A 25967-nucleotide genomic window follows, 5' to 3' on the forward strand; every position below is an offset into this window, starting at 1 on the left:
CCTCGCCCGCCTGAGCACATTGTGAGTCCGCCGCAGCCAGACGATCAGCGAAATTGCGCACTACCTGCTCTTGCCGGCCCTGCCAGGCTTCCTTCTGCCACGCGTATTGGTTTCTTTCGTCCGGCTTTTGCGGCCGCGACGTCGCTGAACCTCGCCGTAAGCGATGAACCCGGCCGCGATGATGCCAAAGATAACCCCGACCAGTACCGTCAGATCCCGCATCTCGTCCGTAACAACCAGGTTCATGTGGTACTTCCCCTCAAGCGCAGTGCATTACCGATCACCGATACCGAACTCAGGCTCATGGCCAGCGCGGCGATCATCGGCGATAGTAGCTGCCCGGTGAAGGGATAAAGCAGACCTGCGGCCAGCGGAATTCCCATGGCGTTGTAAACAAAGGCGAAGGCGAGATTCTGCCTCATGTTGCGCACAGTCTCCAACGAAAGAAGTCGCGATCGCGAAATGGCACGCAAGTCGCCCTTGATGAGTGTGACGTGTGCCGAATTGATGGCGACGTCAGTACCGGTACCCATTGCAATCCCAACGTCCGCTTTCGCCAGCGCCGGGGCATCGTTAATGCCATCGCCGGCCATTGCCACTACCTTGCCCTGTTGCTGCAGCCTTTCGACCAGGGCCAGTTTATCCTGTGGCGTGACCTCTCCGTAGACCTCCGAAATCCCGAGCCTCGACGCGACCGCCTTCGCCGTGGTCACGCCATCTCCGGTCGCCATCACCACCGTCATGCCGGCATCGCGCAGCGTCGCCAGCGCTTCCGGCGTCGTCGCCTTGACTGGATCAGACACCGCGATCAGGCCGACAAGCTTTCCCTGAAGTGCCAGGTACATGACGCTTGCACCGACTTGTCGAAGCTCTTCCGCGGCCTTCTGTAGTGGCGTCCAGTCGACCTTTTCGGTGTCCATGAGCGCCGTATTGCCCAACGCAACCCGCTCGCCCTGCACTGTGCCCCGTACACCGATCCCACTGGACGATTCGAAGGTTTCAGGCTTGTGCAGCGGCAGATTCCGCCTGCGTGCTTCCGCGACGATGGCGTGTGCCAGCGGGTGCTCGCTCCCCTGGTCGATACTTGCCGCGATCCGTAGAACATCGACTTCCTGGAACCCGGGGGCAGCGATCGCCCGGTCGAACGCAGGTTTCCCTTCCGTGAGCGTGCCGGTCTTGTCGACGATGAACGTATCGACCTTGCGCATCGCTTCGATCGCCGCGGCATCGCGGAACAGCACGCCCTGGGTGGCGGCGCGGCCTGTCGCGGCCATGATCGACATCGGCGTCGCCAAGCCCAATGCACACGGGCAGGCGATGATCAGGACCGCAACGGAGTTTACGAAGCCGTAGACCCAGCTGGGCTCGGGCCCGAACAGCCCCCAACCGATCAAGGTAAGCAGCGCGACGGCCACGACGACGGTGACGAAATAGCCGGCCACCACGTCGGCCAGGCGCTGCATGGGCGCCCGCGAACGTTGCGCCTGCGCGACCATCTGCACGATCTGGGACAGCATGGTCTGCGATCCCACGCGCTCGGAGCGAATGACGAGACTGCCGCTAGTGTTGATGGTTGCGCCGATGACCTTGTCGCCGGGGCGCTTCGTCACCGGTAGCGGCTCGCCAGTGAGCATGGCTTCGTCCACCGCGCTTTCGCCCTCCAGGACCACCCCGTCGACCGGCACCTTCTCGCCAGGCCTGACCCGCAGCGAATCGCCGATGTGGACGTGCGAAAGCTCGATGTCTTCCTCGGTGCCATCGGCGCGGATCCGCCTGGCCGTTTTCGGCGCAAGGCCGAGCAAGGATTTGATCGCAGCCGATGTCTGCGAGCGTGCACGCAGCTCGAGGATCTGACCGAGCAGGGTCAGCGAAACGATGACGGCGGCGGCCTCGTAGTAGACGCCGATACGGCCGTGCATCGCGAAGTTCGACGGAAACAGGCCCGGGAACACGGTCGCAACCAGGCTGTAACCATACGCCGCGGCGACCCCGATACTGATCAAGGTCCACATATTGGGGCTGCGATTCTTGAACGACTGCGCACCACGGACAAAGAAAGGCCACCCGGCCCACAGGACGACCGGCGTGCTGAGGACGAGCTCGATCCAGCTCTGGTAAGCAAGGCCTCCGCTGAAGATCCGGTGCCCTGCCATCGCCAGGATGGTGACGACGACCGTCAGCGGCAGCGTCCACCGGAAACGACGGCGGAAGTCCTCCAGTTCCGGATTCTCTTCATCCTCCAGCGACGGCAGCATCGGCTCCAGGGACATTCCGCATATCGGACAATTACCCGGGGTGGCTTGCTGGATTTCCGGATGCATCGGGCAGGTGTAGATCGTCCCTGGCGGCGCCTCGGGCATAGCCGCGGGGGCGCCTTTCTCCGTATAGCTGGTGGGATCGGCGCGAAACCTGTCCATGCACTTCACGCTGCAGAAGTGATAGAGGACGCCGTCGTGCTCGACGCGCCGATCCGGCCGGTCGGCAACGTTCATCCCGCATACGGGATCGGTATAGGGCTTATCGGACGCAGCAGTCGGATGATGTTGGGATGCACCGGCCATGCTTGCACCGGAGGCGTCGACGGCATGATGCCCGTGCGCGTGGTGGCATTCGTGGCCCTTCTGCTGGTGACCGACGTGATCATGCACTTCATGTTTCATGGCAGCTCCAGTAAAAACCATTGTCCTCGCGCGGCCCGCCTGTCGCAAGCGGTGCGCGACCTGTGATGTCTATCCGTTTTCCTTGGCGTGATTCAGGGAATACCGTGGGATCTCGACCGTAAGATCCGCCTCCGCGACAATGGCCTGGCACGACAACCGGGACAAGTGCTCCACGCCCCATGCCCGGTCGAGCATGTCTTCCTCATCCTCGCTCGCTTGGACGAGGGACGAGTATCCCTCCCTTACGATGACGTGACACGTCGTGCAGGCACCAACCTTGCCGCATGCATGCTCGATGTCGACGTCATTCTCCAGCAGCGCGTCGCAAATGCTGGTGCCGGGAGCGGCCACGATCGATGCGCCGGAAGGCGCGCACTCAGGATGCGGTAACACAGTAATTCTAGGCATGTGCCAACTCCTTTCCGGCACCTGGACTGCGGTACCGGCAGAACAGACAGCGTGGTGTCACTGGCGTCTCGTCCGAATCGGAAAGGGCACTCCCTGCCTGCTTCGCACGCGCGAAGTCGCGCAGGCCTGTACTTGGCATTGCGGCCACGCGCTTGTCTGAGCTGTGGGCCTCGCGACGGGTGGATTCATACATAAAACGCCTCCGGAAAGTGGACTATTCCACTGTAAACCTTCCAATGATGGAAAGGTCAAGCGGAATTTCCGCTGAACGAAGGCGCAGGTAGCGGCATGCCTTCCAGGGTGAAGCGGCGCCGCGTGCGACGTAGGAAAACACTGCGCGTCCATTTCCGATTCTGGAAGAAGTCCGACGACCCATGCTGTGCGCTGACGCACCCTGTTTGCATATCTCGCCAATGCGGCGTACCTGTCGCCCTGACTTTAGTCAGCCTTAAGAGCTGCTTCAGGCCAAAAAATGTCGTGCTATACTCGCGACACCTATGAACCGCGCACTCAAGACATTTCTGGTTTGGCTCCTGCTGGCCGTGCTTCCGCTGCACGCGCTTGCGGCCAACCGTATGTCGTGCGGCCCGGCTCACCAGCAGTCCAGCCAGATTTCGATTGATCCGGGCATGCAGTCCCACGAGCACATGGCCGATGCGCACGCTCATCACGGTGGCGAGCATGCAAGCCAGTCGGACGACTCCCTGGTCGACGCCGATCCGGCAGACTCCAAGGCAGGTAAAAAGCCGCACTCCACCTGCAGTGCGTGCTCCGCGTTCTGCCTGGGCGCCGTCGCGCCACCCTCCACTCATTTCGCTGTCCCGGCTTTCGACGGCTCCAACGCAGTCGTCGTTGCTCCTGCGGCCTTCGCCGTTGGCTTCATCCAGGACGGCCCTCAACGCCCTCCCCGGCACCAATCCGCTTAATCGTAACAAGAGCTGACCCGCTGTCCTTTGGCGGCGCCGTCGTCGCTCTTGAGCACTCGTGCGTGCCCGTGCACGCCCTGTTACCGATTTTGAGGATTGTCCATGACCTCCAAGCTTTTGGCCGCCGCTATAGGCGCCTTGCTGGTCCTGCCGATGTACGCGCACGCCCAGCAATCCCGTCCGCTGCCAGACCCTGCAGACCCCGCCGTCGCAGTGCCACCGACCGTGTACGAATCGGTCATCACCAGATCTTCGCCGGCGCCGCAGGCCGACCAGGCCACGCCTGACAAATCCTGGCGCGCCGCAAACGATGCCGTTGCCGGAGCGCCGGGACACGCGGGACATGGTGCCCACGGCGGTGAACAGAATCACCACGGCCATAAAGAAGCGCCGGCTCCGTCCGCACCAGCGCCCACGTCGCCAGCGAAGCCGGCCAGTCCTGCGCCTGTGGATCACAGCAAACATCATTAAGCCGAACACATAATGACAACAAAGCTTTCAATTCCCACAATGCGTGCCGTCGCGGCAGCTGCCATGGCCCTCGCGTTGAGCGGTTGCGCGACGTTCTCCAAGGACGGCGGCCTGGACGCAGTCTCATCCTTGACCGCCGAGCGCACCGGCCAGGACGTTCGCCTGCCCAAGACGAATGCCAATGGCGCGGCCATCCAGGACGAGCTGAACCAATTGCTGAAACAGCCGCTCACCGCCGACAGTGCCGTTCGCATTGCCCTGATCAACAACCGGGGCCTGCGCGCCTCGCTCGCCGAGCTGGGTGTCGCCGAGGCGGACCTGGTGCAGGCGGGCCGAATGGCTAATCCAGGTTTCAGTTTTGGCCGCATGTCCGGCGGCGGCGAAACGGAGATCGAACGCAGCGTCATGTTCGATCTCGTCGGTTTGGTGACCATTCCGATCCGCCGCGATATCGAGTCGCGCCGCTTCGAGAGCGCCAAGCTGGTCGCGGCAACCGAAGCGGTCCGGCTCGCGCTTGACACTCGCAAGGCCTACTTCAATGCTGTTGCCGCTGTGCAGTCGGCGCGCTACGCAGAGCAGGTCCGCGAGGCGGCCGGCGCGAGTGCCGAGCTGGCGCAACGCATGACCAAGGTCGGACACCTGAGTGCCCTTGACCAGGCGCGCGAACAGGCATTCTCGAGCGAAGCCTCGACCCAGCTTGCGCGCGCGCGCCACAATGCGACCGCTGCGCGCGAGCAGCTTGCGCGGCTGATGGGTGTGTGGGGAGAGAACACGACGTTCCAGCTTCCCGACAAGCTGCCGGAGCTGCCGGCGGCGCCACGTGAGGCAGGCAATATCGAGTCGCTCGCCATGCAGCAGCGCCTCGATGTGCGCCTGGCAAAGCTTGGGACCGAGTCGACCGCGCGCGCCCTGGGACTGACGAAGGCAACCGGCGTCATCAACGTGCTCGACGCTGGCTACGTCAACAAGAGCACATCCGGCGCGCCACGTGAGAACGGTTACGAGATCGAGCTCGCCCTGCCGATCTTCGACTGGGGAGGCGCACGTGTCGCAAAGGCCGAGGCGCTGTACATGCAATCGGTCCACCGCACCGCCGATACCGCCATCAATGCCCGGTCGCAGGTCCGCGAAGCGTATTCAGCTTACCGGACCACCTATGACGTCGCCAGGCAGCACCGCGATGAGCTGGTACCACTGCGCAAGAAGATCTCCGAAGAGAGTCTGCTTCGCTACAACGGCATGCTCATGAGCGTGTTCGAACTGCTGGCCGACGCACGCGCACAGATAGCGGGCGTGAACGCGGCCATCGATGCCCAGCGTGATTTCTGGATCGCGGAAACGGATCTGCAGGCCGCCATCAGCGGCAGCGGCGGTTCGTCGCTCTCCATGGCTTCCTCCGCCGCGTCCACCGAAGCCGCCGCCGAACATTAAACAAGGATTGAATCAGCAATGAGTTCTCGTCGAGATTTTTTCACTGGCGCAGCCGCCCTGGTCGGCGCCGGACTGGTCAGCCGCGCTGGCGCGGCCACCCTCCCGGAAGCCCCGGTCATGACCAGCGCCGCCACGCAGCCGCCACCGCCGCCGCCCAACGGCAGGCCGTATAACCCCGTCGTTACCCTGAACGGCTGGTCGCTGCCCTGGCGAATGAACAATGGCGTCAAGGAGTTCCACCTGATCGCCGAACCGGTCGTGCGCGAGATCGCGCCCGGCATGAAGGCGAACCTGTGGGGCTACAACGGGCAGAGCCCGGGGCCGACCATCGAAGTGGTCGAAGGTGACCGTGTGCGTATTTTTGTCACCAACAAGCTACCGGAGCACACCAGTATCCACTGGCACGGCCAGCGCCTGCCGAACGGGATGGATGGCGTCACAGGCCTGAATCAGCCGGGCATCCAGCCGGGCAAGACCTTCGTCTACGAGTTTGTCGCCCGGCGCCCTGGCACCTTCATGTACCACCCGCATGCCGACGAAATGGTCCAGATGGCGATGGGCATGATGGGATTCTGGGTCACGCACCCGAAGAATCCGGCCCACCACCGCGTCGACCGCGATTTCGTGTTCCTGCTCAACGCTTACGACATCGAGCCGGGCAGCTACACGCCGCGCGTGAACGAGATGCTCGACTTTAACATCTGGACCTTCAACAGCCGCGCCTTCCCAGGCATCGACACCATGAACGTGCGCCAGGGCGACCGCGTGCGCATCCGCGCCGGTAACCTGACGATGACGAACCACCCAATCCACCTGCATGGCCATGAGTTCGAGGTCACCGGCACCGATGGCGGCTGGACCCGTCCGGAGTCGCGCTGGCCGGAAGTGACGACCGATATCGCCGTGGGCCAGATGCGCGCCATCGAGTTCATCGCGGACGAGCCGGGCGACTGGGCCTTCCACTGCCACAAGTCGCACCACACCATGAACGCGATGGGACACGACGTGCCGAACCTGATCGGCGTCGACCACCGCGGCGTCGCCGAGAAAATCACGAAGCTCGTGCCCGACTACATGGTGATGGGCGAGAAAGGCGGCTCGATGGGCGACATGGAAATGCCGCTCCCGGAGAACACCCTGCCGATGATGACCGGCCAGGGTCCCTTCGGCGGCGTCGAGATGGGCGGCATGTTCACCGTGCTCAAGGTGCGCAAGGACCAGAAGCCGGGCGACTACAAGGACCCGGGCTGGTACAAGCACCCCGCCGGCACCGTCGCCTACGAGTGGAAAGGCGAGCCGCCGGCCGCAGTGCGCAGCCAGAGCGCGGGCGGCCAGGCGATGCCCGCTGCCAAGCCTGGGGACGTCGAAGTCACCGTCCGCAAGCCGACCAGCCACAAGGGTCATCACTGATCGCAACAGGAAAGGACGAACCCATGATCCGACGACTAGCAAGCAAGATCGCGCTCGCCGCTGCATTGTGCGCTCCGGCGCTCGCAATGGCGGCCGCACCGGTTATCGACGTCTTCAAGAGCGCCTCGTGCGGGTGCTGCACCGCTTGGGTGGAGCACCTGAAAACGAACGGCTTCCAGACTAGGGTGGCCAACGTCGACAATCCTTCGGACTACCGCGAACGTGGCGGGATCCCGAATGAACTCGGCTCTTGCCATACCGCGATGGTAGGCGGTTATGCCATCGAAGGCCACGTCCCTGCCAGCGACATCAAGCGCCTCCTTGCCGAGAAGCCCAAGGCAAAAGGGCTGGCAGTTCCCGCGATGCCGCTCGGCTCTCCGGGCATGGAGGGCCCGCGCAAGGATCCGTACAACGTCCTGCTGGTACAGGCCGACGGCAGTACCAAAGTATTCAAGCACTACAACTGAACAGTATTTCCTCACGAACGAAAGGAATGAACATGAACGCACTCTCGAAACTGACTCTCGCAATCACCCTGGCCGCCGCAGCGTCCGTTGCCACCGCCCAGAACGGCGCGCACAGCGCCCATGGTGCTCATGACGCTCATGCTGGCCACGCGGCGCCGGCGACGGCTGAACTCACCGATGGCGAAGTCAAGAAGATCGACAAGGAAGCCGGCAAAATCACGCTGCGCCATGGCGAATTGAAGAACCTCAACATGTCAGCGATGACCATGGTGTTTCGGGTTAAAGACCCGGCCATGCTGGACCAGGTAAAGGCGGGCGACAAGGTCAAGTTCGCAGCCGACCGCGTCAACGGCGCGGTCACGATCGTCCAGCTCCAGGCGGCCCAGTAAGCCCACCGAGCCCATCCATCAACCGGAGGCTCGGTACGCTTGAACCGCGTTTGGCGAGCCTCCCAGGAGACCAGCATGAAAATCAAATCTTTCTTTGCAGCGGCAGTAGCGGTAGCCGGACTGGTGGCGACTTCCGCCGCGTCCGCACACGCCAAACTCGAGTCGTCGTCGCCACAAGCGAATGCGATAGTGAGCCCGGCGCCTTCGCAAGTGCGCCTGCAGTTCAGCGAGCAACTTGAGCTGCCATTCAGCAAGGTCAAACTGGTTGACGAGAAAGGCGCGGTCGTCGAGGCAAGCAAGACAGCCCTCGACGATGCGAATCCCAAGGTGCTGGTCGCCACCGTTCCGGCCCTGCACTCCGGGGCCTGGCGGGTTCAATGGTCCACGGTTACACGGGACGGTCACAAGGTCAAAGGCCAATTCGACTTCCGGGTAAAGTGACATGGAGGCTGACCTCGCACTGGCACAACGCTTCGTCACGGTCGTCCTGAACCTGTCGATGGCCATACTTGTCGGCGCCAGTGCAGCCCATATCTGGCTGCGCAGCGCACGGTCGGCATGGGGCATCGGCATGGTTCCGCGACTGCGCAAGCTCATGCTTCTTACGGTCTCGGCGGCAGCGGTGGCGTATGTCGCGGTCCTGTGGCTCGAAGCGGCATCTATGGCGGAGGTTCCGATAAGCGAGGCTTTTCCCGCAGTGCGGTCCGTCATCACCGCGACGCATTACGGACTCGCCTGGATGATCGGCGCAGCGGCGCTGCTCGTCGTTGTCTTCACCCTCCGGGCACACCATGGCGAACGGCCGGGTGCCGCAGCCGCGCTGGTGCGTGCGGTTGCCCTGGGCGTACTGCTCTATTCGCGCAGCATGGTGAGCCACGCCGGCGCCGCTGGCGACTTCACCTGGGCTGTGCTCGTCGACTGGGTCCACCTCGTGTTGATCAGCATCTGGATCGGCGAAGTCATCGTGGCCGGCCTGGTCACGCTGCGCACCCAGCCTGAATGGGAGTCGACGAACCGCGGCGAATGCGCACGCTTCGTGAAGTCGCTGTCGACATCGGCTACCGTCGCCCTCGTCGGCATCTTCATCACGGGTGTGCTGAGCGCCTGGCGCGGACTGGGAAGCTTCGAGAACGCATTCGGCAATCCCTATGGGACGACCCTGCTCATCAAGATCGGACTGGTGCTGTCCGCAGCGGCACTGGGTGGCCTGAACCGGTTCGTCGTGATGCCCCAGTTGCTGGCACAACTGCGCAAGCCAAAGCCGGAAGGCGGCGCCGATGGGAGGTTTGCTCTCATCCTTCAGGTCGAGGCATGCATCCTGGTGGCCGTACTCGTCGCAGCAGCCGTCCTGAGTTCCACCTCACCGCCGACGGCGTCGTGAGGACTTCATCTTCCAAGGAATAATAATGAAAAAGAAAACCATTCCAGCGCTCGTCCTGAGCGCTGCACTCTTCGCGGTCTCCGCAGCGAGTCTGGCGGCGTCACCGAAAGAGGCGCTCGCAGCCTTCCATGATGCCCTCACGAGCGGCGACAAGGCGAAAGCACTCAGCCTGCTGTCCCCGGAAATTGCGATCTATGAATCGGGCTACGTCGAGCGTTCGCGCGATGAATATGCGAGCCATCATCTGGGCGGCGACATGGAATTCGCAAAGAACTCGACGCGGAAGGTACTGAAGCAGACCGAACGCATCGATGGCAATACTGCCGTCGTGTGGGAGGAAACTGAAACCACGGGCACTTCTAAAGGCAAACCAGTGCACGTATTCGGAACAGGCACGGCGGTCCTCGAAAAGAAGGGCGATATCTGGTCCATCGTGCACGTGCATTGGTCCTCTAGGAAGGCTAAGTAATCGCAAGCCTTGCGCCTGATACTTCGAAACGAGGAGCATTGCTCCTCGCTTGTACAGCGAAATCTGACGGCGAATCCAGCAAAACACAGTGAACTCAGCATCAGATGTCCCCTGTTGTGATACGCGCGCAGCGATGTACGCAACGCACAACAAGATGGCGCTTACCTGAAAATCAGCCTCTACCGCGCTCTATCTCCTCGTTTGCCTCGAATCACTTCCGCTTTTAAAAATTGGACCTGAACAAAGACATTCCGTGTCTCGACGGTGTCTTACACATATTTTTTTGGCAAAAAATTCAGATCTCGCAGCGTTTCATTTTCCCTCAAGCTCTAGAATAAGAGCTTTCATCTCCGCTATTTCCCTCCTCTGCGATTCGACGATTTGATCAGCGAGTTTCTGCACGCGTGGATCGGAAATATTCGCTCGCTCACTGGTCAAGATCGCAATCGAATGGTGAGGAATCATTGCCTTCATCCAAGACACGTCATCGACTGTGCTCTGACTGCGTGCCAGCCATAACGCCACCGCAAACAATACGATGCTGCCGACAAAGATACCTACATTGAGCCTATTATTTGAGTACATGCCGAGCATAAATCCGAGCATAACTACCGCCATTGCCGCGCCCATCACTAAGGCCATATACAGCCGAGTTTCGCTGAAAAATATATGCGCCGACTCATAGACGTTCAAATACATCAAGCCAAACATTACCACCGTAGATGCTGCAATCATCGTACCGAACCGCAAATAACTATTCATGGCTACTCCTGTCATGTTGAGTGAAAAAATCTTCAGGCTCGAAGATTCATCAGTGCGAGTGCTTTTTATGGAATAAACTGCTAGTGCGAATGAGCGGGGGAATCTCCATTCGCATGTGTCGAACTCGGGTTACTGTTGTGCTCCGCGCGACCACTAAGATCTTCGTACTGCTCGATTGAATATTCAGGGAGCTTCTTGAGAAAAGCAACGATATCCCATAGCTCTTTATCGCTGTGTGTCGCTCCCCACGCAGGCATCCCTGTCATCTTGATACCGTTCTTTATAATCCAAAACAAACTCTCGTCTGACTGATGGCTATTTTCTTTGGTAAATAAAGGTGGTTGCGGATTTAACCCAAGGTGTATTGGCGTTGGCTCGACACCAGGCCCGAGATGACATATCTGGCACATTGCTGCGTACGACCTCGCGCCGTTCTCGATTCGTCGCATGTCAGCGAGATCGGCAGGGACCCTTATACTGTCGTCACGACGATCAATTGACTGGTTGCGCGTAGTTTCAAGCGCCCAACGGACTGGCGCCGTATGCATATCATTTGCCGCAATATTATATAAGCCAGAGTATATAAACGCGAATCCAGCGGCAATTACTATCACGGCCGCCAGAAGCAATGTTTTCAATGCCACCATCAGTCACCTCAAAGAACGGAAACTTAAGTTGTGTTTTTACCTTCCCCGATACTACGCTAATAGCAATTTTAAGCAGTGACATCTAAAGCATTAAAAGATGCCTAAGATGTCACTGACAGCTCATGCAAGGCGTCTGGCCTTACAGCGGGAAGACGTAATTAGAGCCAACCGTACTTACCCCAGCGATAAAGGCAGGCTCTTCATTAAACATGAAGTCGGACTGGCGTAGATCCGCCATATAGACACCCTGCAGCAAGACCGAACCGTCCGCCGCGCCATCCCCATTCGTGTCCCACGAGATCAAGGCACCAGCCGTCGCATCCTGGACAGATACCTGGTCTGGCATGATGTCGATGAATGCGATGTGATCGAAAGCCCCTTGGGCAGCACCACGCGCTTCGAAGTCAAGTACGACATCGTTACCGCTGTCAGGCATGACCATGAATGCGTCTGCGCCAGTACCGCCGCGTATGGTATCGTTACCCATGCCGCCTTCAATCATGTCGTGACCAGCGCCCGCATCGATGACGTCGTTACCGTCCCCTCCCATGACCTCGTCTTCCGCATCGCCACCGTCAAGTTGGTCATTACCCATCCCGCCGTCGAGCCTATCAGACCCTGCGCCACCTTCCAGGCTATCGTCGCCTGCGTCGCCTTGGAGGATATCGTCACCACCATTGCCGAAGAGCTGGTCGTTGCCATCGCGACCAAAAAAGTGATCCCATGTCTCGGCCCCATCGAAGGTGTCTGCGACCTCCGTACCTACTTTCACCCTGTAGGTTTCATCACCGGTAAAGCCGAACTGCACCGGTGTATCACGCCTTAACATTGCATCAGCGATGCGATCAAACGCTGGATTGCTTCTGTCCGAACCGTTAATCACAGGTCCTTCTTCGCTCATAGTCGGCCGCTCAGGCGTAGGAGCGTCAGCCGGGCGTGAGGAGGGTGGAAGCTCAGGAGACTCGGCAAACATGAAATCGTCTTGCGATAAATCCGCCTTTGTCACTCCATTCATGAGCACCGAACCGCCGTCCCAGCTGATCTTGACACCGTCGGGAGTGTCGGCAAACGAAAGGTCCGCCCAGCTCAGGCCGTTGATCGCGAGGTGATCGAACATTCCTGGCCCAGCAGTGAAGTCGCGAATGACGTCATTGCCGCTGTCGGGCGAGATCATGAAAGCGTCCGCGCCCAAGCCCCCGATCAGGATGTCGTCGCCGGCGCCGCCGTTGAGGTCGCCATGGCCCTCGCCCTCGTCAAGCAAGTCGTTACCCGCTCCTCCCATCAGACCGTCTGCTTCAGCACCTCCATACAACCGGTCATTACCCATCCCTCCCATCATCCGGTCGCCACCATCGCCGCCGACGAGCAGATCGGCGCCTGCGTCCCCGAAGAGATTGTCTTCACCAGCACCGCCATCGAGCGCATCATCGCCGCCCAGGCCCCACAGATAATCACGCGTTTCGCTGCCCGACAATGTATTGACTGCGCCAGTGCCGACACGGATTGCATAGTCATAAGGGGCGCTACCAGCGTCGAAATCAAAAGAGATGCCATCACGTTTTGCGTGCTGTGCTCCAACCCGCTCCAATGCCCGGGCGCCCGCATCCTGTGCATCCTTTGCCCTGTTCATGTTATTTGCCATAATCTGCTCTCCTTGAATGCAATACTTGTTCCAAAAAGGGGCTACAGTCGGTTTTCATCCCATCGATGACTGCAGCCCATACGCTTAGTGGGATCCGATTTGCGATCCAGACATCGATGCGGCTCCAGCGGCCGACTGACTCATGTTTCGGCACTCTTGTGCGCAACGGCGGCATGCGGCAGCGCAATCCTGGCAATGCTGCGCCTGGTGCTGCGCGCACTCGTCCCCACAAGCTTCGCAAATGTCGGCACACAGCTGGCACACTTGAATTGCGTGCTCGGTCGAGCGGCTCATGAGCTGCGCAGCAAGACGGCAGATCGCAGCGCACTCGTTGTCCAGTTCGATGCAGCGAGCCATCATCTTTGGATCCGGTTCCTGAAGGCAGGCCGCAGCGCATGTGTCACAGGCTTGAGCGCATTCGTAGCAAGCCTGAATGCACGATTGGAACTGATTTTGGATCATGATCTTCTCCTTAAGCGTTCATTGAAAGGTTGCCTCTTCCATTAATCCCGCACGCTTTTCAGCGTGTCTCATACGAATTCGCTTCTTTATTTACTCAATCCAGAACTAGAACCAGAACCGGATGCCGGCAACAGCCTGCACCTCGCTTTGGCCCCGCCCACGAATGCGCGTGAAGTCGGCGGTTTCGCCGAATTGCCGACTCCATGTCACCCCGATGTAAGGTGCAAACTGGCGTGTGACTTCATAACGCAGCCGCAGGCCCGCGCTGATGTCGGACAGGCCGCTGCCTATCTCACGTTCCGGATCGCTACGGCTGTAAAGGTTCGCTTCCACCTCGGGCTCAAGGATCAGTCGGGAAGTGAATAGAACCTCGTACTTGACACTCAGGCGTGCTGCCAAGCCGCTGCCAGGACGCCAGTACGCTGTCGCCTCGGTCTCGAACCAGTAGGGAGCCAGGCCCTGCACGCCAAAGGCTAACCAGTTACGGCTTTTGCCTTCGCCGCTATCGTGCCGGACACCTACTTGCGTGCTCCAGAATGTTGCAAACGCCCGGTCCCATAAGAGCTCAGTGCGCGCCGACTCAAGTGCCTCGCCACGGCGCTCGCCTTCCGCCTTCACCCAGGCCTTGTCGTAGTCGTTGCCATACCAGGCCTCGAACTCCACATTCTGGCCTTGCTCACCGTCGCCTTTCGCCGCCTCGGCCTTGTCGAACAGGACTTTCCAGAATGGCGCGTTGTCGTTCATCTCATGATTACCGAGGTGCGCGAACTTCGTGCCCTCGTTATACGCGTTCGGGTCGCGCGCGTCGGCCGGCGGTGGACCGCCTTGCATGCGCCCCATCTGCATGTCCTGTCCGCCGGCGGCGGGCGAAACTATGGCTTGGGCGGCATGATCCATCCCAGCATGGGCGTTACTGGCGGACGCTCCGGGGGGCGGTGCATGGCCCATCGCCGAGTGATCCATATTCTGCGCTTGAGGCGCGTTGCGTTGCCCCTGCACTGTCGGACTTGCTTGCGCTGGCATCGCGTGTCCTGCGTGCCCTGAAGCCGGGCTCTGCTCTCTTACCGGCTGCCCAACGTTTCCTGGTTCCGGAGCCGTAGGCGTGCCTGAGCGATTGGCTGGAGCTGTCGTATGATGGCCAGTATGTTCAGATCCTTGTCCTTGTTGCTGATTCTGCTGTTCCGCCCGTGATGTCTTTGCTTCCGTTGGGACAGAATGAGCTGCTTGTCCAGAACTTTGTCTGGCATCTGGTTTTGCAGGCACTGCTGGTTGCAGAACAGGCTTAGCTGGAGAGCTCGGCGGTGTCACGTGACCCATGGCCGCATGATCCATTGTCGAGTGAGTGTCCCCCGTCAATGATTGCACCGAGGGGACCTGCTGGACGGACGCAGTCGCTTGCGCGGCAGCATTCTGCGAAAAAAGCGAGGCGATCACCAAGGCATAAGGAATCGGCTTCCTCAGTTGATTCTTCATGACACTACTACCTCCCTGAACATTCCGGCTTCCATGTGATAAAGCAGATGACAGTGAAAAGCCCAGTGGCCCGGCGCATCTGCGGTCACCCGGAAGCTGACGCGTTGCGCGGGCTGAACGTTAATGGTGTGCTTGCGCACCTGGAATTGTCCGGTTGCAGATTCAAGCTCGCTCCACATCCCGTGCAGGTGGATCGGGTGATTCATCATCGTGTCGTTGACAAGCACAACGCGCAACCGCTCGCCATACCTGAAATGAATTGGCAGGGACTCCGAAAATTTCTGGCCATCGAACGACCACATGAAGCGCTCCATGTTCCCTGTCAGGTGCAGTTCAATCTCCCGCGTGGGCTCCCGAGGATCAACTGGTCCTCCAACCGTACGCAAGTCTGCATAGGTCAGTACCCGCCTGCCGTTATCCCGCAGGTTCACGCCAGGGTCGTCCAGATTCGTCCTGGGCATGTCAACACGCATGTCAACGCCCGGGCCATACTCAGTTCGCGCATGACGTACCTTCGGCGCTTGAGCTGGCTTGGACGTCGATGCTGTCGTCGACTGGCCATGGCCTGCATGCGAGTCAGCCGCTGTCGGCGCATCCTGTGCATGGTTTTGGTGCGTCGCTATGGCCTCACGACTTGCCGTACTGGATGAGGACGAGTTTTGCATTGCTCCATGGCCGCCGTGGCCGCCATTTGCGCCCGACATGGCCATTGCTCCCATCATGTCAACCATAGTGAGCCAGTGTGCCTCGTCAATTTCCGGAACAGGTGCCTGCATCCCTTGGCGGGGTGCGAGGGTTGCGCGTACCGATCCGGAGCGGCCGATGGACTGAGCGAAGATTGTGTAAGCCTGCTCTTCAGTCGGCTCGACGATGACATCGTAGGTTTCAGCTACCGAAACACGAATCTCGTCGACCGTCACCGGCTCCACATCCTGCCCGTCGGCGGTAACGACGGTCATTTTCAAACCTGGAATGCGCAGATCGAAGATAGTCGTTGCCGAACCATTGATGATCCGAAGTCGAACCTTCTCGCCAGGGCTGAATATTCCAGTCCAGTTGCTCTCTGAGGTCGAGCCGTTGATCAGGTACCTTAGTGCGCTACTGATGTTCCGGCTAGCCGTGACATCGCTGAAGTCAGTCGGCATCATGCGCATCTGATTCCACATCTTGCGCTTTTCAACCGCGCCCGAAACACCCATGCGCTGGGCATCTTGCATAAACTCACCGAACGTCGGCTGTTTGTTATTGAAGAAGTCGCTCATCTTTTTAAGATTAGCGAGTACGCGCTCAGGCTTTTCGTCGGTCCAGTCCGACAGCATGACTACGTAATCACGGTCGGCCGAAACTAGCTCACCGTTTTTTGGGAGCACAACGATCGGACCGTACAATCCTGTCTGCTCCTGGAAGGCTGAGTGGCTGTGATACCAGTATGTGCCTGCTTGCTGCACTTTGAACCGGTAGGTGAAGGTCTGACCTGGCGCAATGCCTGAAAAGCTTATTCCCGGAACGCCGTCCATTTCCTCCGGAAGCAAGATTCCATGCCAATGGATGGAGCTAACGGTCTGCAGTTGGTTGGTGACCCGGATGGTCACGGTATCGCCCTCGTTCCAACACAAAATCGGGGCAGGAACCTGGCCATTTACCGCGGTAGCGATCCGCGCGGCGCCCGTAAAGTTGACGGGCATGGGAGCGATCACTAGGTCAAAGTCGGTCCCGCGCAGAGTCCCCCGGTCGCTAGGCTGCGCAAAGAGTGAACGGGGATTCAAGCTTGCAAGACCGATCGCTGCACCGGCACCCTGCAGGAAGCGGCGGCGCCAGTTGCTATTGCAGCTAGCGTCGATATCGAACGAATTCATCTGGTTCTCCGATTAATCGATAGATCATTTGACGACCCAGAATGCGGAATGCAACGCATCGGGCTTCGTCAAAAATTTTTGGCTATGGGTGCGCAAAGTAGGCCAGCCAATACTGCCACTAATGAAGTAGCAAGTACGGCGTGATTCGGCATCAGCTTGATGGAACAGATTGTCCAACGGCCAGCGCTGCCCTGGCATGCTTGAATCGAGGAACAGGCACGCCGCGGACCAGCCTACTATGATGCGAGGGAATGAGAGGATCGTGGCGGTCGCTCCAGCCGTGGCGGGAAATGACCAGTGAAGGAGAAAGTGGCTTTTGGCTTGGCAGTTACAGCCGAATCTTGCACAGCAGCGAGGCTGAAAACTGGTGGAGGCGCATAGCTACCAATACAGCACCCGGAACATGTTCCGCAATTCGCGCCCTTGTGACTACGCATGCGCTCACAATCGCCAGACGCAGCGTCGTCTCCAGAGGTGACGATATCACTAAGGTTCGCCGAGATTTCAGGCGTGGGATATACAACTTGTTGAGCGCTGTCGGGGTCAACTTGATGATGCGCCATGCTACAAGCGAACTGCGCGACCCCGGCGATACTCTGTATCGGCAGGGTCACGAACAATAGGCAAAGCAAGAAGGTTTTTAACCGGTGGTGCATATGGCAACCTTAGCATGGTCATCGAACACCATTCCACACGTTTCGCACGGGCACCAAGCACGCCACACTCGACGGGCCACTTGTTCGAATGCGATGTAAAGCTGCTTTGAGTCAATCGGTACTTGCCTAAGCGAACACGCAAGGTAAACACAACGTTCCCTACTGCGGTCGCGTTACACCTTGAAATCGTCGAACGTGAACCGCCCCGGGTTTTGTGGAGGCTCCATTCTTTGAGAAAATGGAGCTATGAAGAAGCAACCTAAGTATTCCCCCGAAGTCATCGAGCGCGCCGTGCGCATGGTCAGCGAGGCCGCAAGCGAGTACAGCTCGCAGTGGGCAGCCATCGAATCAATTGCAGCCAAGATCGGCTGTACACCTGAAACGCTGCGTCGCTGGGTACGCCAGCAAGAGCGTGACACTGGCCAGCGCCCAGGCCCGACTACTGCTGAAGAAGAGCGCATTAAGGCGCTGGAGCGAGAGGTGCGCGAGCTGCGCAAGGCAAACGAGATCCTGCGTCTGGCGAGTGCGTTTTTCGCCCAGGCGGAGCTCGACCGCCGCTTCAAGTCGTGAGGAAGTTCATCGACCAGTATCGCCATGCCTATGGCGTCGAGTCGATCTGCCGAGTGATGCAGGTCGCGCCGTCGGGTTACTGGCGATACGCAGCGCAGCAACGCAACCCTGCACTGCGTTGTGCACGAGCTCAGCGCGACGATGTGCTGAGCATCGATATTGAGCGCGTCTGGCAGGCGAACCTGCAGGTCTATGGCGCCGACAAGGTCTGGCACCAGTTGAGGCGTCAGGGAACCGATGTGGCCCGCTGCACGGTCGAACGCTTGATGCGCAAGGGCGGCCTGCGTGGTGTCATGCGCGGCAAGGTCGTACGTACCACGGTTGCCGATGCCAAGGCACCGTGCCCGCTTGACCGGGTCAACCGCCAGTTCAAGGCGCAGCGGCCGAACCAGCTGTGGGTCAGCGATTTCACGTACGTCTCGACCTGGCAGGGTTTCGTCTACGTAGCCTTCGTCATCGACGTCTTCGCTCGGCGCATCGTCGGCTGGCGCGTCAGCAGCTCGATGCGTACCGACTTCGTGCTCGACGCGCTGGAGCAGGCCTTGTACGCGCGCCAGCCGGAACGAAACGCCTTGGTCCACCATAGCGACAGGGGTACTCAATACGTCTCGATAAAGTACAGTGAGCGCCTGGCAGAAGCCGGCATTGAGCCCTCTGTAGGCAGCAAGGGCGACAGTTATGACAACGCCTTGGCCGAGACCATCAACGGACTCTACAAGGCTGAACTGATCCATCGCCGCGCTCCCTGGAAAACGCGTGAGGCCGTCGAACTGGCCACGCTGGAATGGGTATCCTGGTTCAACCACCACCGACTACTCGAACCGCTCGGCTATATACCGCCGGCTGAAGCTGAGGCAAACTATTACAAGCAACTAAGCGGTCAGGCTATCCCGGCCTGACTCACACTAACCGGCCTCCACGAAAGCCGGGGCGGTTCAAACGAGACGTTGCGGTCGTCTATTCCCTTCGCGCGGCATTCTGCATGTAGCGTTGAGCATTGCTGGAGGGCCGCATAGGTAACATTCGAGCGAGGTGGGGGAAGGCCACATCCGTGTTAAGCGAAGATCACGACTAGTCGGCTGCCTAGTTAAGAAGTGAGACTTTTCTTCATCCGTCTCACGTATCAAGCTGTGAAATACGGCTAGAATGTCACGGACCGCCGTTACCTTTCCAAACCCGATGCGACGCTCCTTCCCCGCACTGTTCAGATGCATTGCACTTCTCCTCGTCATGACCTTCATGACGTCGGGCATGGCGATGGCATCGTACGTGTGCCCGGAGATAGTCGGCAAGCAGGCGCCCATGCAGATGATGGATGGGGAGCTCTGCGCCGGCATGGACATGGAGCGCCCCGTCCATTGTGCCGAGTTCTCGGCTGACACCAAGGCGTCCGTCGACCACCATAACCCGGCTCCTGCGCTGAGCCTGCTGTCTCCCGCCGGCCTCGTTCGGATCGTCGCACCCGTCTCGACGCTTGCGGTCTCCCTGCCCTGGCTCGGCGACCTCCCCGCGCCGGACGCTGACCCGCCCTACCTGCGAACTCTGCGTATCCGAGTCTGACCACCTCCCGTCTGGCATGTGCCCGGCCAGTTGCCGGCGCTCGTTTTCATTCGCGGAGGATGTATGTATTCTTATCTCATGTCACGTCATGGCGTGCCGGCCAAGCCCGCACGCCTTGGCCACGCTCTGGTCGTGGCCTTGTTCCTACTTGTTCCGAGGGGCGCATCTGCTGCCCCCGTTGGGCTTTCCCTGAACGAAGCCCTGGCACTTGCAACGTCCGTTTCGTCCTCAGCAAAGGCGGCACAGGCCTCGGTCGCCTCAAGCGAGCATGCTGCCGCGCGCGCGGACCAGTTGCCCGACCCTACCCTGAAACTGGGCATCGATAACCTGCCCGTAACGGGCCCGGACCGCTTCCGCCCCAAAGCCGATTTCATGACAATGCGCCGGATCGGCATCGAACAGCAATGGGTTTCCCGCGGCAAGCGGGAGGCCCGGACGCAGGTGGCACGCCGCACGGTCGAGGCCGCCGAGGCGGCGCATCTCGACAAGGTCGCGAATATCCGTGTCGAGACCGGAAAAGCGTGGCTGACCGTGCTGTACAAGCAGCGAGCGGTCGGCCTGTCCAGGTCGATTGCGCACGAAATGGAAAGCGAACTTTCGGCCCTCCAGGCATCGCATCGCGGGGCCAAGGCCTCGGCCAGCGACGTCCTTCAGGCAAGAGCCGAGCTCGTGCTCAGCGGCGACGACGTCGATGCGGCCGAGCAGGACCTGCAGACCGCGCTCCTCCAGCTGCGCCGCTGGACCCGCACCGACTCCAGGGCCGTGTCTGATGAGGGGCCGAATCTGGACACTGCGGCAACCCGCTTGGCGATGTCGAACCTGGAAAGCATGCATCCGGCCATCCTCGGCGCACGCCGCGCCGTCGACCTGGCCGACGCCGACGCGGGCGCGGCCGTACAAGAAAGCCGGCCCGACTGGTCATTCGAAGCCGGCTTCGCCCAGCGCGGCGGACAGTTTTCAAACATGGTTTCGTTTGGCGTCAGCATCCCCTTGACCATCCACCGGGCGCAGCGCCAGGACCGCGAGATCGCGGAGAAAGCCGAACTGGGCACACGGGCAAGGCTGGAGTACGAGGAGGCTTTGCTCGAGACACGGTCGGCTATCGAGGCCCAGTTGGGGCAGCTCGAGAGCCTGAAGCGCCGCATCGCCCGGCTCGAGAAGGAACTGCTGCCGACGGCGGCACGGCAGGTCGAGACCGCGCTGGCCGACTATCGCGGCGGGATGGGAACGCTGACCTCGGTATTCAAAGCCCGGCGTGCCGCTCTCGCGCGCAGGCTGCAGGTTAATGCGCTCGAGCTGGAGGCCGCACTGGTGTGGGCGGGACTGGAACTGCGCCTGCTTCCGCAGGACTTGGCAAGTGCCGGGAGGACTGGCAAATGAAGCGCTCCCTTGCAACGAAGACTCTGATCCTTACTGCTGCGGGTGCCCTGATCGGGTATGGGGGCTACTGGCTGGGCGCGAACAGGTCTCCAGGCGGCTCCGGCGGACACGGCGACAGGAGCGCGCCGGCCACCGCCTCCCCATCGGATCCGGGCAGGCGCGTCCTGTATTGGCACGATCCGATGGTTCCCGGAAAACGCTTCGACAAGCCCGGGAAAAGCCCGTTCATGGACATGCAGCTGGTCCCGGTGTACGCCGACGGCGGTGAAACGACCGGGGTCAGGATCTCGCCGACCCTCCAGCAGAATCTCGGTATCCGGTTCGCGACCGTGCGGCGCGAGGTAGTCACCGAGTCGCTCGATCTGGTCGGCACGACCCAGTTCGATGCCAGCCGCGAGGAGGTCATCCAGAGTCGTACCGCCGGCTACATCGACAGGCTTCACGTTCGCACGCCACTCCAGCAGATCAAGCGCGGTCAGTCCGTCGCTTCGGTATTCGTCCCGGAATGGATCGCCCCCCAGGAGGAGTATCTTGCGCTCAGACGGGGCGGCGACACAGCGCTTGCCTCCGCCGCTCGCCAGCGCATGCGCGCACTCTCGATCCCCGACTCTCTTGTCGCGGAGCTGGAGCGTACCGGGCGTGTGCAGACGCACCAGCTGCTCACCTCCCCCGTTTCCGGGGTCGTCAGCGAACTCGGGGTGCGTGAAGGCGCCCAGGTAACACCGGGCATGACCATCGCCAAGGTAGTCGGCATGCAAACCGTCTGGCTGCTTGCCGAGGTGCCGGAAGCCCTGATCGGCTCCGCTCGAGCCGGCATGCGGGTGAGCGCGACGGCGGAAGGCAATGCCCGGCAAACCTATGAAGGCAAGGTGCGTGAAATCCTGCCAGGCGTGAACGCCGCTACCCGGACTGCCCAGGCCCGCATCGAACTGGACAACCGCGACGCATCACTGATGCCTGGCATGCTGATGCGCGTCCGGCTGAGCGCTGCTGCAGCACAGCCGCGCCTGATGGTTCCGACCGAGGCCGTGATCGCATCGGGTACACGTTCCATCGTACTGGTCGCTCAGGGCGACAGCCTGCGTCCTGTGGTCGTGACAACCGGCCGCGAGATCGGGAATGACACCGAGATCCTGAGCGGCGTGGACGAAGGCCAGAAAGTCGTCATCTCGGGGCAGTTCCTGATCGATTCCGAAGCGAACCTGAAATCGGTCCTCCCCAAGTTCGAAAGTGAAATGCCGGCGGCACCCACCAATGGCGGCGGGGCCCAGACGCCTGCACCCAACCGTATGGACGCCATGAAGAAGTCGCCGAACGCCGCTGCACAGCCAGACAAGCCAGGCAAAGCGGCAATGGTACATACGGCGGTCGGCAAGGTGGAGCAGGTCTCGGAAGATGCCATCACGCTGTCGCACGGGCCCGTCCCGACACTGCAATGGCCGCCCATGACGATGGATTTCATGAAGCCTGCGCCTGATGCATTCAAGGACATCCAGGCTGGCCAGACCGTCGAATTCGACTTTGTCGAGGGTGCCGATGGCTACCTGCTCAAGCGGGTCGTGGTAGCGAAGGACGGCAAGCAATGATCGCGCGCATCATCCGCGCGTCGATCGCCGCCCGGGTCTGGGTTCTCCTTGCCGCCGCCCTGCTAGCGGCATGGGGCGTCCACTCGCTGCGCACGACCTCGCTCGACGCCCTGCCCGACCTTTCCGACACCCAGGTCATCATTCGCGCCCAGTTTCCCGGCAAAGCGCCGCAGCTGGTCGAAGACCAGGTGACGTATCCATTGACCACTGCCCTGCTGTCCGTGCCCGGAGCGACCTCGGTGCGGGGGTACTCCTTCTTCGGCGACTCGTTCGTCTACGTGCTGTTCGATGACGCGACCGACCTGTACTGGGCGCGCTCGCGTGTGACGGAATACGTCAACCAGGTACAGAACCGCCTTCCCGCCGGCGTGCGGGCCGAACTGGGACCCGACGGTACCGGCGTCGGCTGGGTATTCGAGTATGCGCTGGTCGACAGGACCGGCCGGCACGACCTCAGCCAGCTGCGCGCCCTCAACGACTGGTTCGTGAAGTTCGAGCTCAGGACGGTGCGCGACGTCGCGGAAGTCGCCAGCATCGGCGGCATGGTCCGGCAATACCAGATCGTCCTCGACCCGGACCGCTTGCGCGCGTTCGGCATGTCACACACCTGGGTGCTCGATGCGGTCGCTCAGGCCAACCAGGAATCCGGAGGCTCCGTCGTCGAAATCGCGGAAACCGAGTACATGGTCCGCTCGCACGGCTACCTACGTTCTCTGGAGGACTTCCGCAACATCGTCTTGAACGCGAACGAAGCCGGCACGCCGGTCCTACTGGGGGACGTCGCCTCGGTGCGCCTGGGGCCCGAGATTCGGCGCGGTATCGCCGAGCTCAATGGCCAGGGCGAGGTCGCCGGCGGCGTCGTGATCATGCGGTCCGGGAAGAACGCACTCGACACCATCGACGCCGTCAAGGCCAGGCTCGAAACGCTCAAGCATTCGCTCCCGGAAGGTGTGGAGATCGTCACGACCTATGACCGGTCGACGCTGATCTCGGCATCGGTGGCGAACCTGGGGAGCAAGCTCGTTGAAGAGTTCATCGTAGTCGCGATCGTGTGCGCGGTCTTCCTGTTCCATGTGCGTAGCGCGCTCGTGGCCGTGCTCACCCTGCCCTTGTGCGTGCTGGCGGCATTCATCGTCATGCGCTACCAGGGTGTCAATGCGAACATCATGTCACTTGGGGGCATCGCGATCGCCGTAGGCGCCGCTACCGATGCCGCGCTCGTCCTGGTCGAGAACGTCCACAAGCACCTCGAGAGCTATGCGGAAACCAACGCGGCCAGCGCGCCCGACGCCAGGACCCGCTGGGAAATCATTGCCCAGGCATCGGTCGAAGTCGGGCCGGCACTGTTCTTTTCGCTCCTGATCGTGACCCTCTCCTTCATCCCCGTGTTCGCGCTCGAAGCCCAGGAGGGCAAGCTGTTCTCGCCACTTGCCTACACCAAGACGTACACGCTTGCGGCGGCCGCCGGACTGGCCATTACCCTGGTTCCTGTACTGATGGGCTATCTCATCCGGGGCCGGATCCCGAAGGAGTCCGCCAACCCGATCAATCGCCTGCTCATCAAGGGTTACCGCCCGCTGCTCGACGCCAGTCTCCGGCACCCGAAAACCACGCTGGGTATCGCCATGATCGCGCTTCTGCTGACGGCCATCCCTATCTCGCGGCTGGGCGGCGAGTTCCTGCCGCCCCTGAACGAGGGCGACCTCCTCTACATGCCCTCGGCCCTGCCAGGCCTGTCCGCCGCAAAGGCAAGCGAATTGTTGCAGCAGACCGACCGCTTGATCAAGACAGTGCCCGAGGTGGCGACCGTTTTCGGCAAGGCGGGTCGCGCGGAGACCGCGACCGACCCGGCGCCGATGGAAATGTTCGAAACGACGATCCAGTTCAAGCCGAAGGACCAGTGGCGGCCGGGTATGACCACCGAAAAGCTGGTGGAGGAGCTTGACCGCATCGTGAAGGTGCCTGGGCTATCGAACGTGTGGGTGCCGCCGATCCGCAACCGCATCGACATGCTCTCCACCGGTATCAAGACGCCGGTAGGCATCAAGGTTTCCGGGCCGGACCTGGGCCAGATCGATAAGGTGACGACGGCCATCGAAGCCGCCGTCAAGACGGTCCCCGGCGTCAGCTCCGCGCTTGCCGAACGGCTCAGCGGCGGCCGCTATATCGACGTGACCATCGACCGGCTGCGCGCCGCGCGCTATGGCATGAGCGTGGCCGACATCCAGACGGTCGTATCGACGGCGATCGGTGGCGACAACGTGGGCGAAGTCGTCGACGGGCGGCAGCGCTTCCCGATCAACGTGCGCTATCCGCAGGACTACCGCGATTCGGTTCAGGCCTTGCGCGAACTGCCGGTCGTCACCGCGCGGGGCGCGCAGATCCGCCTAGGCGACGTGACGACGATTGTCGTGATGGACGGGCCTCCGATGATCCGCAGCGAAAACGCGCGCCTGTCCGGTTGGGTGTATGTCGATGTCCGCGGTGTCGACCTTTTGACTGCCGTTCGCGCAATGCAGGAGCGCGTCCGGGAAAAGGTCACGCTGCCGCCGGGTTATTCCGTCGGCTGGTCGGGACAGTTCGAATATCTCGAGCGCGCTTCCGAGCGCTTGAAGACCGTCGTCCCGCTTACCTTGCTGGTCATCTTCCTATTGCTATACCTGGCCTTCCGCTCCACGGCGGAAGCGCTCCTTCTGATGGCGACCGTGCCGTTCGCACTCGTCGGCGGGTTCTGGCTGGTCTGGCTGCTTGGCCACGCCGTGTCCGTTGCAACTGCGGTCGGGTTTATCGCGCTCGCAGGGCTCGCGGCAGAGTTTGGTGTCGTCATGCAGGTCTATCTGCGCAATGCGCTCCAGAGCCGGCTCGATGCCGGGCGTGCTTTGACCAGCGAACTGGTGATGGAAGCGATCACGGAAGGTGCGCTCCTGCGGGTACGTCCCAAGGCGATGACGGTTGCAGTCATCGTGGCCGGGCTGCTTCCCATCATGTTCGGAAGCGCGGCCGGCTCAGAAGTCATGCAGCGCATTGCGGCGCCGATGATCGGCGGAATGGTCACTGCACCGCTGCTGTCCTTGTTCGTCATCCCGGCAGCGTGGCGTCTGTTACACGAACGCTCCCTGCATGAAGCGCGCAATGTTGGTGCCTCATCGGGAGATCACAACTAAGGATATGAAACTGTAGGTAGTGCCGGTGCGCGGCCCTGTGCATGGGACGCGTACCGGGCTGAATCACTGCAAGATCCCGTCGTCCGCTGGCGTCCTGGAAAGCACGGATTTGCTATTTGGTCAACGCAACCGGTATACTGGTTCCGAATGAAACATCTGTGATTGTCGACGCCTCTCGGTGATGCAATAATCGATCA

At 61.0% G+C, this 25967-nt stretch carries 22 protein-coding genes and 1 other annotated feature; of the genes, 13 read left to right on the forward strand and 9 right to left on the reverse strand.

All coding sequences use genetic code 11. The features are described from left to right. Nucleotides 1-60: 60 nt before the first annotated feature. The 3 genes from AC56KW_RS13380 to fdx all read right to left on the reverse strand — a co-directional run bounded on the left by AC56KW_RS13380 (nt 61) and on the right by fdx (nt 3068). Nucleotides 61-246: a hypothetical protein gene (locus AC56KW_RS13380; protein ID WP_040778113.1), complete on the reverse strand. Its 186-nt coding sequence runs from the start codon at nt 244-246 to the stop codon at nt 61-63. Next, the gene (locus AC56KW_RS13385; protein ID WP_370659806.1) at nt 243-2660 is read right to left on the reverse strand and encodes a heavy metal translocating P-type ATPase; all 2418 of its coding nucleotides are present in this window, start codon (nt 2658-2660) and stop codon (nt 243-245) included. Before AC56KW_RS13385 ends, AC56KW_RS13380 begins: the two co-directional genes overlap by 4 nt. Before the next feature lie 69 nt (nt 2661-2729). After that, complete coding sequence (gene fdx / locus AC56KW_RS13390; RefSeq protein WP_109343465.1) at nt 2730-3068, reverse strand: ISC system 2Fe-2S type ferredoxin; 339 nt, start codon at nt 3066-3068, stop codon at nt 2730-2732. A 497-nt stretch (nt 3069-3565) separates the two neighbouring features. Here fdx and AC56KW_RS13395 point away from each other — a divergent pair, with 497 nt between their 5' ends. The 8 genes from AC56KW_RS13395 (at nt 3566) to AC56KW_RS13430 (ending at nt 10012) form a co-directional block, all read left to right on the forward strand. Then, on the forward strand, nt 3566-3994 hold the full coding sequence (locus AC56KW_RS13395) for a hypothetical protein (RefSeq protein ID WP_040778120.1): 429 nt from the start codon (nt 3566-3568) through the stop codon (nt 3992-3994). A 534-nt stretch (nt 3995-4528) separates the two neighbouring features. Beyond that, nucleotides 4529-5896 carry a TolC family protein gene (locus AC56KW_RS13400; RefSeq protein WP_005670877.1) on the forward strand — a complete coding sequence of 456 codons (1368 nt, stop codon included), beginning with the start codon at nt 4529-4531 and terminating at the stop codon, nt 5894-5896. An 18-nt stretch (nt 5897-5914) separates the two neighbouring features. Further along, nucleotides 5915-7306: a multicopper oxidase family protein gene (locus AC56KW_RS13405; RefSeq protein WP_109343467.1), complete on the forward strand. Its 1392-nt coding sequence runs from the start codon at nt 5915-5917 to the stop codon at nt 7304-7306. 23 nt (nt 7307-7329) lie between these two features. Continuing rightward, on the forward strand, nt 7330-7773 hold the full coding sequence (locus AC56KW_RS13410) for a DUF411 domain-containing protein (RefSeq protein WP_005670881.1): 444 nt from the start codon (nt 7330-7332) through the stop codon (nt 7771-7773). 32 nt (nt 7774-7805) lie between these two features. After that, nucleotides 7806-8162: a copper-binding protein gene (locus tag AC56KW_RS13415; RefSeq protein ID WP_005670883.1), complete on the forward strand. Its 357-nt coding sequence runs from the start codon at nt 7806-7808 to the stop codon at nt 8160-8162. A 75-nt stretch (nt 8163-8237) separates the two neighbouring features. Further along, nucleotides 8238-8603, forward strand: a complete 366-nt coding sequence (gene copC, locus AC56KW_RS13420; RefSeq protein ID WP_005670885.1) for a copper homeostasis periplasmic binding protein CopC — start codon at nt 8238-8240, stop codon at nt 8601-8603. A gap of 1 nt (nt 8604) precedes the next feature. Beyond that, entirely contained in the window at nt 8605-9543 is a 939-nt protein-coding gene (locus AC56KW_RS13425; protein WP_497171209.1) for a CopD family protein, read from the forward strand. A gap of 25 nt (nt 9544-9568) precedes the next feature. Next, entirely contained in the window at nt 9569-10012 is a 444-nt protein-coding gene (locus AC56KW_RS13430) for a YybH family protein (protein WP_005670889.1), read from the forward strand. A gap of 312 nt (nt 10013-10324) precedes the next feature. Here AC56KW_RS13430 and AC56KW_RS13435 read toward each other — a convergent pair whose 3' ends face one another. The 6 genes from AC56KW_RS13435 to AC56KW_RS13460 form a co-directional block, all read right to left on the reverse strand. After that, nucleotides 10325-10774, reverse strand: a complete 450-nt coding sequence (locus AC56KW_RS13435; RefSeq protein WP_005670891.1) for a DUF305 domain-containing protein — start codon at nt 10772-10774, stop codon at nt 10325-10327. An 80-nt stretch (nt 10775-10854) separates the two neighbouring features. Further along, complete coding sequence (locus tag AC56KW_RS13440; protein WP_081590007.1) at nt 10855-11421, reverse strand: c-type cytochrome; 567 nt, start codon at nt 11419-11421, stop codon at nt 10855-10857. Between the two features lie 139 nt (nt 11422-11560). Further along, nucleotides 11561-13063, reverse strand: a complete 1503-nt coding sequence (locus AC56KW_RS13445) for a calcium-binding protein (protein WP_005670894.1) — start codon at nt 13061-13063, stop codon at nt 11561-11563. An 84-nt stretch (nt 13064-13147) separates the two neighbouring features. Beyond that, nucleotides 13148-13525 (reverse strand): four-helix bundle copper-binding protein, encoded by a 378-nt coding sequence (locus tag AC56KW_RS13450; protein ID WP_109343470.1) that lies wholly within the window; start codon nt 13523-13525, stop codon nt 13148-13150. A gap of 105 nt (nt 13526-13630) precedes the next feature. After that, entirely contained in the window at nt 13631-14371 is a 741-nt protein-coding gene (locus AC56KW_RS13455) for a copper resistance protein B (protein ID WP_040778337.1), read from the reverse strand. A gap of 623 nt (nt 14372-14994) precedes the next feature. Further along, nucleotides 14995-16854: a copper resistance system multicopper oxidase gene (locus tag AC56KW_RS13460; protein WP_109343472.1), complete on the reverse strand. Its 1860-nt coding sequence runs from the start codon at nt 16852-16854 to the stop codon at nt 14995-14997. A gap of 902 nt (nt 16855-17756) precedes the next feature. On the opposite strand from AC56KW_RS13460, the gene AC56KW_RS13465 reads away from it, so the two are divergent. From AC56KW_RS13465 to AC56KW_RS13485, 5 genes are all read left to right on the forward strand, one after another. Beyond that, nucleotides 17757-18979, forward strand: a protein-coding gene (locus tag AC56KW_RS13465) for an IS3 family transposase (RefSeq protein ID WP_497171210.1) whose coding sequence is annotated in 2 segments (ribosomal slippage) — nt 17757-18045 and nt 18045-18979 — 1224 coding nt in all. Because the reading frame shifts where the segments join, the coding sequence is not laid out codon by codon here. Further along, nucleotides 18035-18151 (forward strand) — a sequence feature (AL1L pseudoknot). It overlaps the preceding gene by 117 nt. A 331-nt stretch (nt 18980-19310) precedes the next feature. Then, a complete protein-coding gene (locus tag AC56KW_RS13470) occupies nt 19311-19640 on the forward strand; it encodes a hypothetical protein (protein ID WP_005670903.1) in 330 nt (109 codons plus the stop codon). A gap of 63 nt (nt 19641-19703) precedes the next feature. Next, a complete protein-coding gene (locus tag AC56KW_RS13475) occupies nt 19704-21020 on the forward strand; it encodes a TolC family protein (protein ID WP_005670905.1) in 1317 nt (438 codons plus the stop codon). Continuing rightward, nucleotides 21017-22606, forward strand: coding sequence for an efflux RND transporter periplasmic adaptor subunit (locus tag AC56KW_RS13480; protein ID WP_005670907.1), 1590 nt, complete (start codon nt 21017-21019; stop codon nt 22604-22606). Before AC56KW_RS13475 ends, AC56KW_RS13480 begins: the two co-directional genes overlap by 4 nt. Next, the gene (locus tag AC56KW_RS13485) at nt 22603-25770 is read left to right on the forward strand and encodes an efflux RND transporter permease subunit (RefSeq protein WP_497171211.1); all 3168 of its coding nucleotides are present in this window, start codon (nt 22603-22605) and stop codon (nt 25768-25770) included. Before AC56KW_RS13480 ends, AC56KW_RS13485 begins: the two co-directional genes overlap by 4 nt. The last annotated feature ends 197 nt before the right edge of the window (nt 25771-25967 follow it).

The sequence above is a fragment of the Telluria sp. RT2P19 genome, assembly GCF_059685725.1.

Coding starts and splice junctions, on each gene's coding strand:
- AC56KW_RS13380 (WP_040778113.1), bottom strand. CDS start 246: ATGAACCTGGTTGTTACGGACGAGATGCGGGATCTGACGGTACTGGTC.
- AC56KW_RS13385 (WP_370659806.1), bottom strand. CDS start 2,660: ATGAAACATGAAGTGCATGATCACGTCGGTCACCAGCAGAAGGGCCAC.
- fdx (WP_109343465.1), bottom strand. CDS start 3,068: ATGCCTAGAATTACTGTGTTACCGCATCCTGAGTGCGCGCCTTCCGGC.
- AC56KW_RS13395 (WP_040778120.1), top strand. CDS start 3,566: ATGAACCGCGCACTCAAGACATTTCTGGTTTGGCTCCTGCTGGCCGTG.
- AC56KW_RS13400 (WP_005670877.1), top strand. CDS start 4,529: ATGGCCCTCGCGTTGAGCGGTTGCGCGACGTTCTCCAAGGACGGCGGC.
- AC56KW_RS13405 (WP_109343467.1), top strand. CDS start 5,915: ATGAGTTCTCGTCGAGATTTTTTCACTGGCGCAGCCGCCCTGGTCGGC.
- AC56KW_RS13410 (WP_005670881.1), top strand. CDS start 7,330: ATGATCCGACGACTAGCAAGCAAGATCGCGCTCGCCGCTGCATTGTGC.
- AC56KW_RS13415 (WP_005670883.1), top strand. CDS start 7,806: ATGAACGCACTCTCGAAACTGACTCTCGCAATCACCCTGGCCGCCGCA.
- copC (WP_005670885.1), top strand. CDS start 8,238: ATGAAAATCAAATCTTTCTTTGCAGCGGCAGTAGCGGTAGCCGGACTG.
- AC56KW_RS13425 (WP_497171209.1), top strand. CDS start 8,605: ATGGAGGCTGACCTCGCACTGGCACAACGCTTCGTCACGGTCGTCCTG.
- AC56KW_RS13430 (WP_005670889.1), top strand. CDS start 9,569: ATGAAAAAGAAAACCATTCCAGCGCTCGTCCTGAGCGCTGCACTCTTC.
- AC56KW_RS13435 (WP_005670891.1), bottom strand. CDS start 10,774: ATGAATAGTTATTTGCGGTTCGGTACGATGATTGCAGCATCTACGGTG.
- AC56KW_RS13440 (WP_081590007.1), bottom strand. CDS start 11,421: ATGGTGGCATTGAAAACATTGCTTCTGGCGGCCGTGATAGTAATTGCC.
- AC56KW_RS13445 (WP_005670894.1), bottom strand. CDS start 13,063: ATGGCAAATAACATGAACAGGGCAAAGGATGCACAGGATGCGGGCGCC.
- AC56KW_RS13450 (WP_109343470.1), bottom strand. CDS start 13,525: ATGATCCAAAATCAGTTCCAATCGTGCATTCAGGCTTGCTACGAATGC.
- AC56KW_RS13455 (WP_040778337.1), bottom strand. CDS start 14,371: ATGCAGATGGGGCGCATGCAAGGCGGTCCACCGCCGGCCGACGCGCGC.
- AC56KW_RS13460 (WP_109343472.1), bottom strand. CDS start 16,854: ATGAATTCGTTCGATATCGACGCTAGCTGCAATAGCAACTGGCGCCGC.
- AC56KW_RS13470 (WP_005670903.1), top strand. CDS start 19,311: ATGACCTTCATGACGTCGGGCATGGCGATGGCATCGTACGTGTGCCCG.
- AC56KW_RS13475 (WP_005670905.1), top strand. CDS start 19,704: ATGTATTCTTATCTCATGTCACGTCATGGCGTGCCGGCCAAGCCCGCA.
- AC56KW_RS13480 (WP_005670907.1), top strand. CDS start 21,017: ATGAAGCGCTCCCTTGCAACGAAGACTCTGATCCTTACTGCTGCGGGT.
- AC56KW_RS13485 (WP_497171211.1), top strand. CDS start 22,603: ATGATCGCGCGCATCATCCGCGCGTCGATCGCCGCCCGGGTCTGGGTT.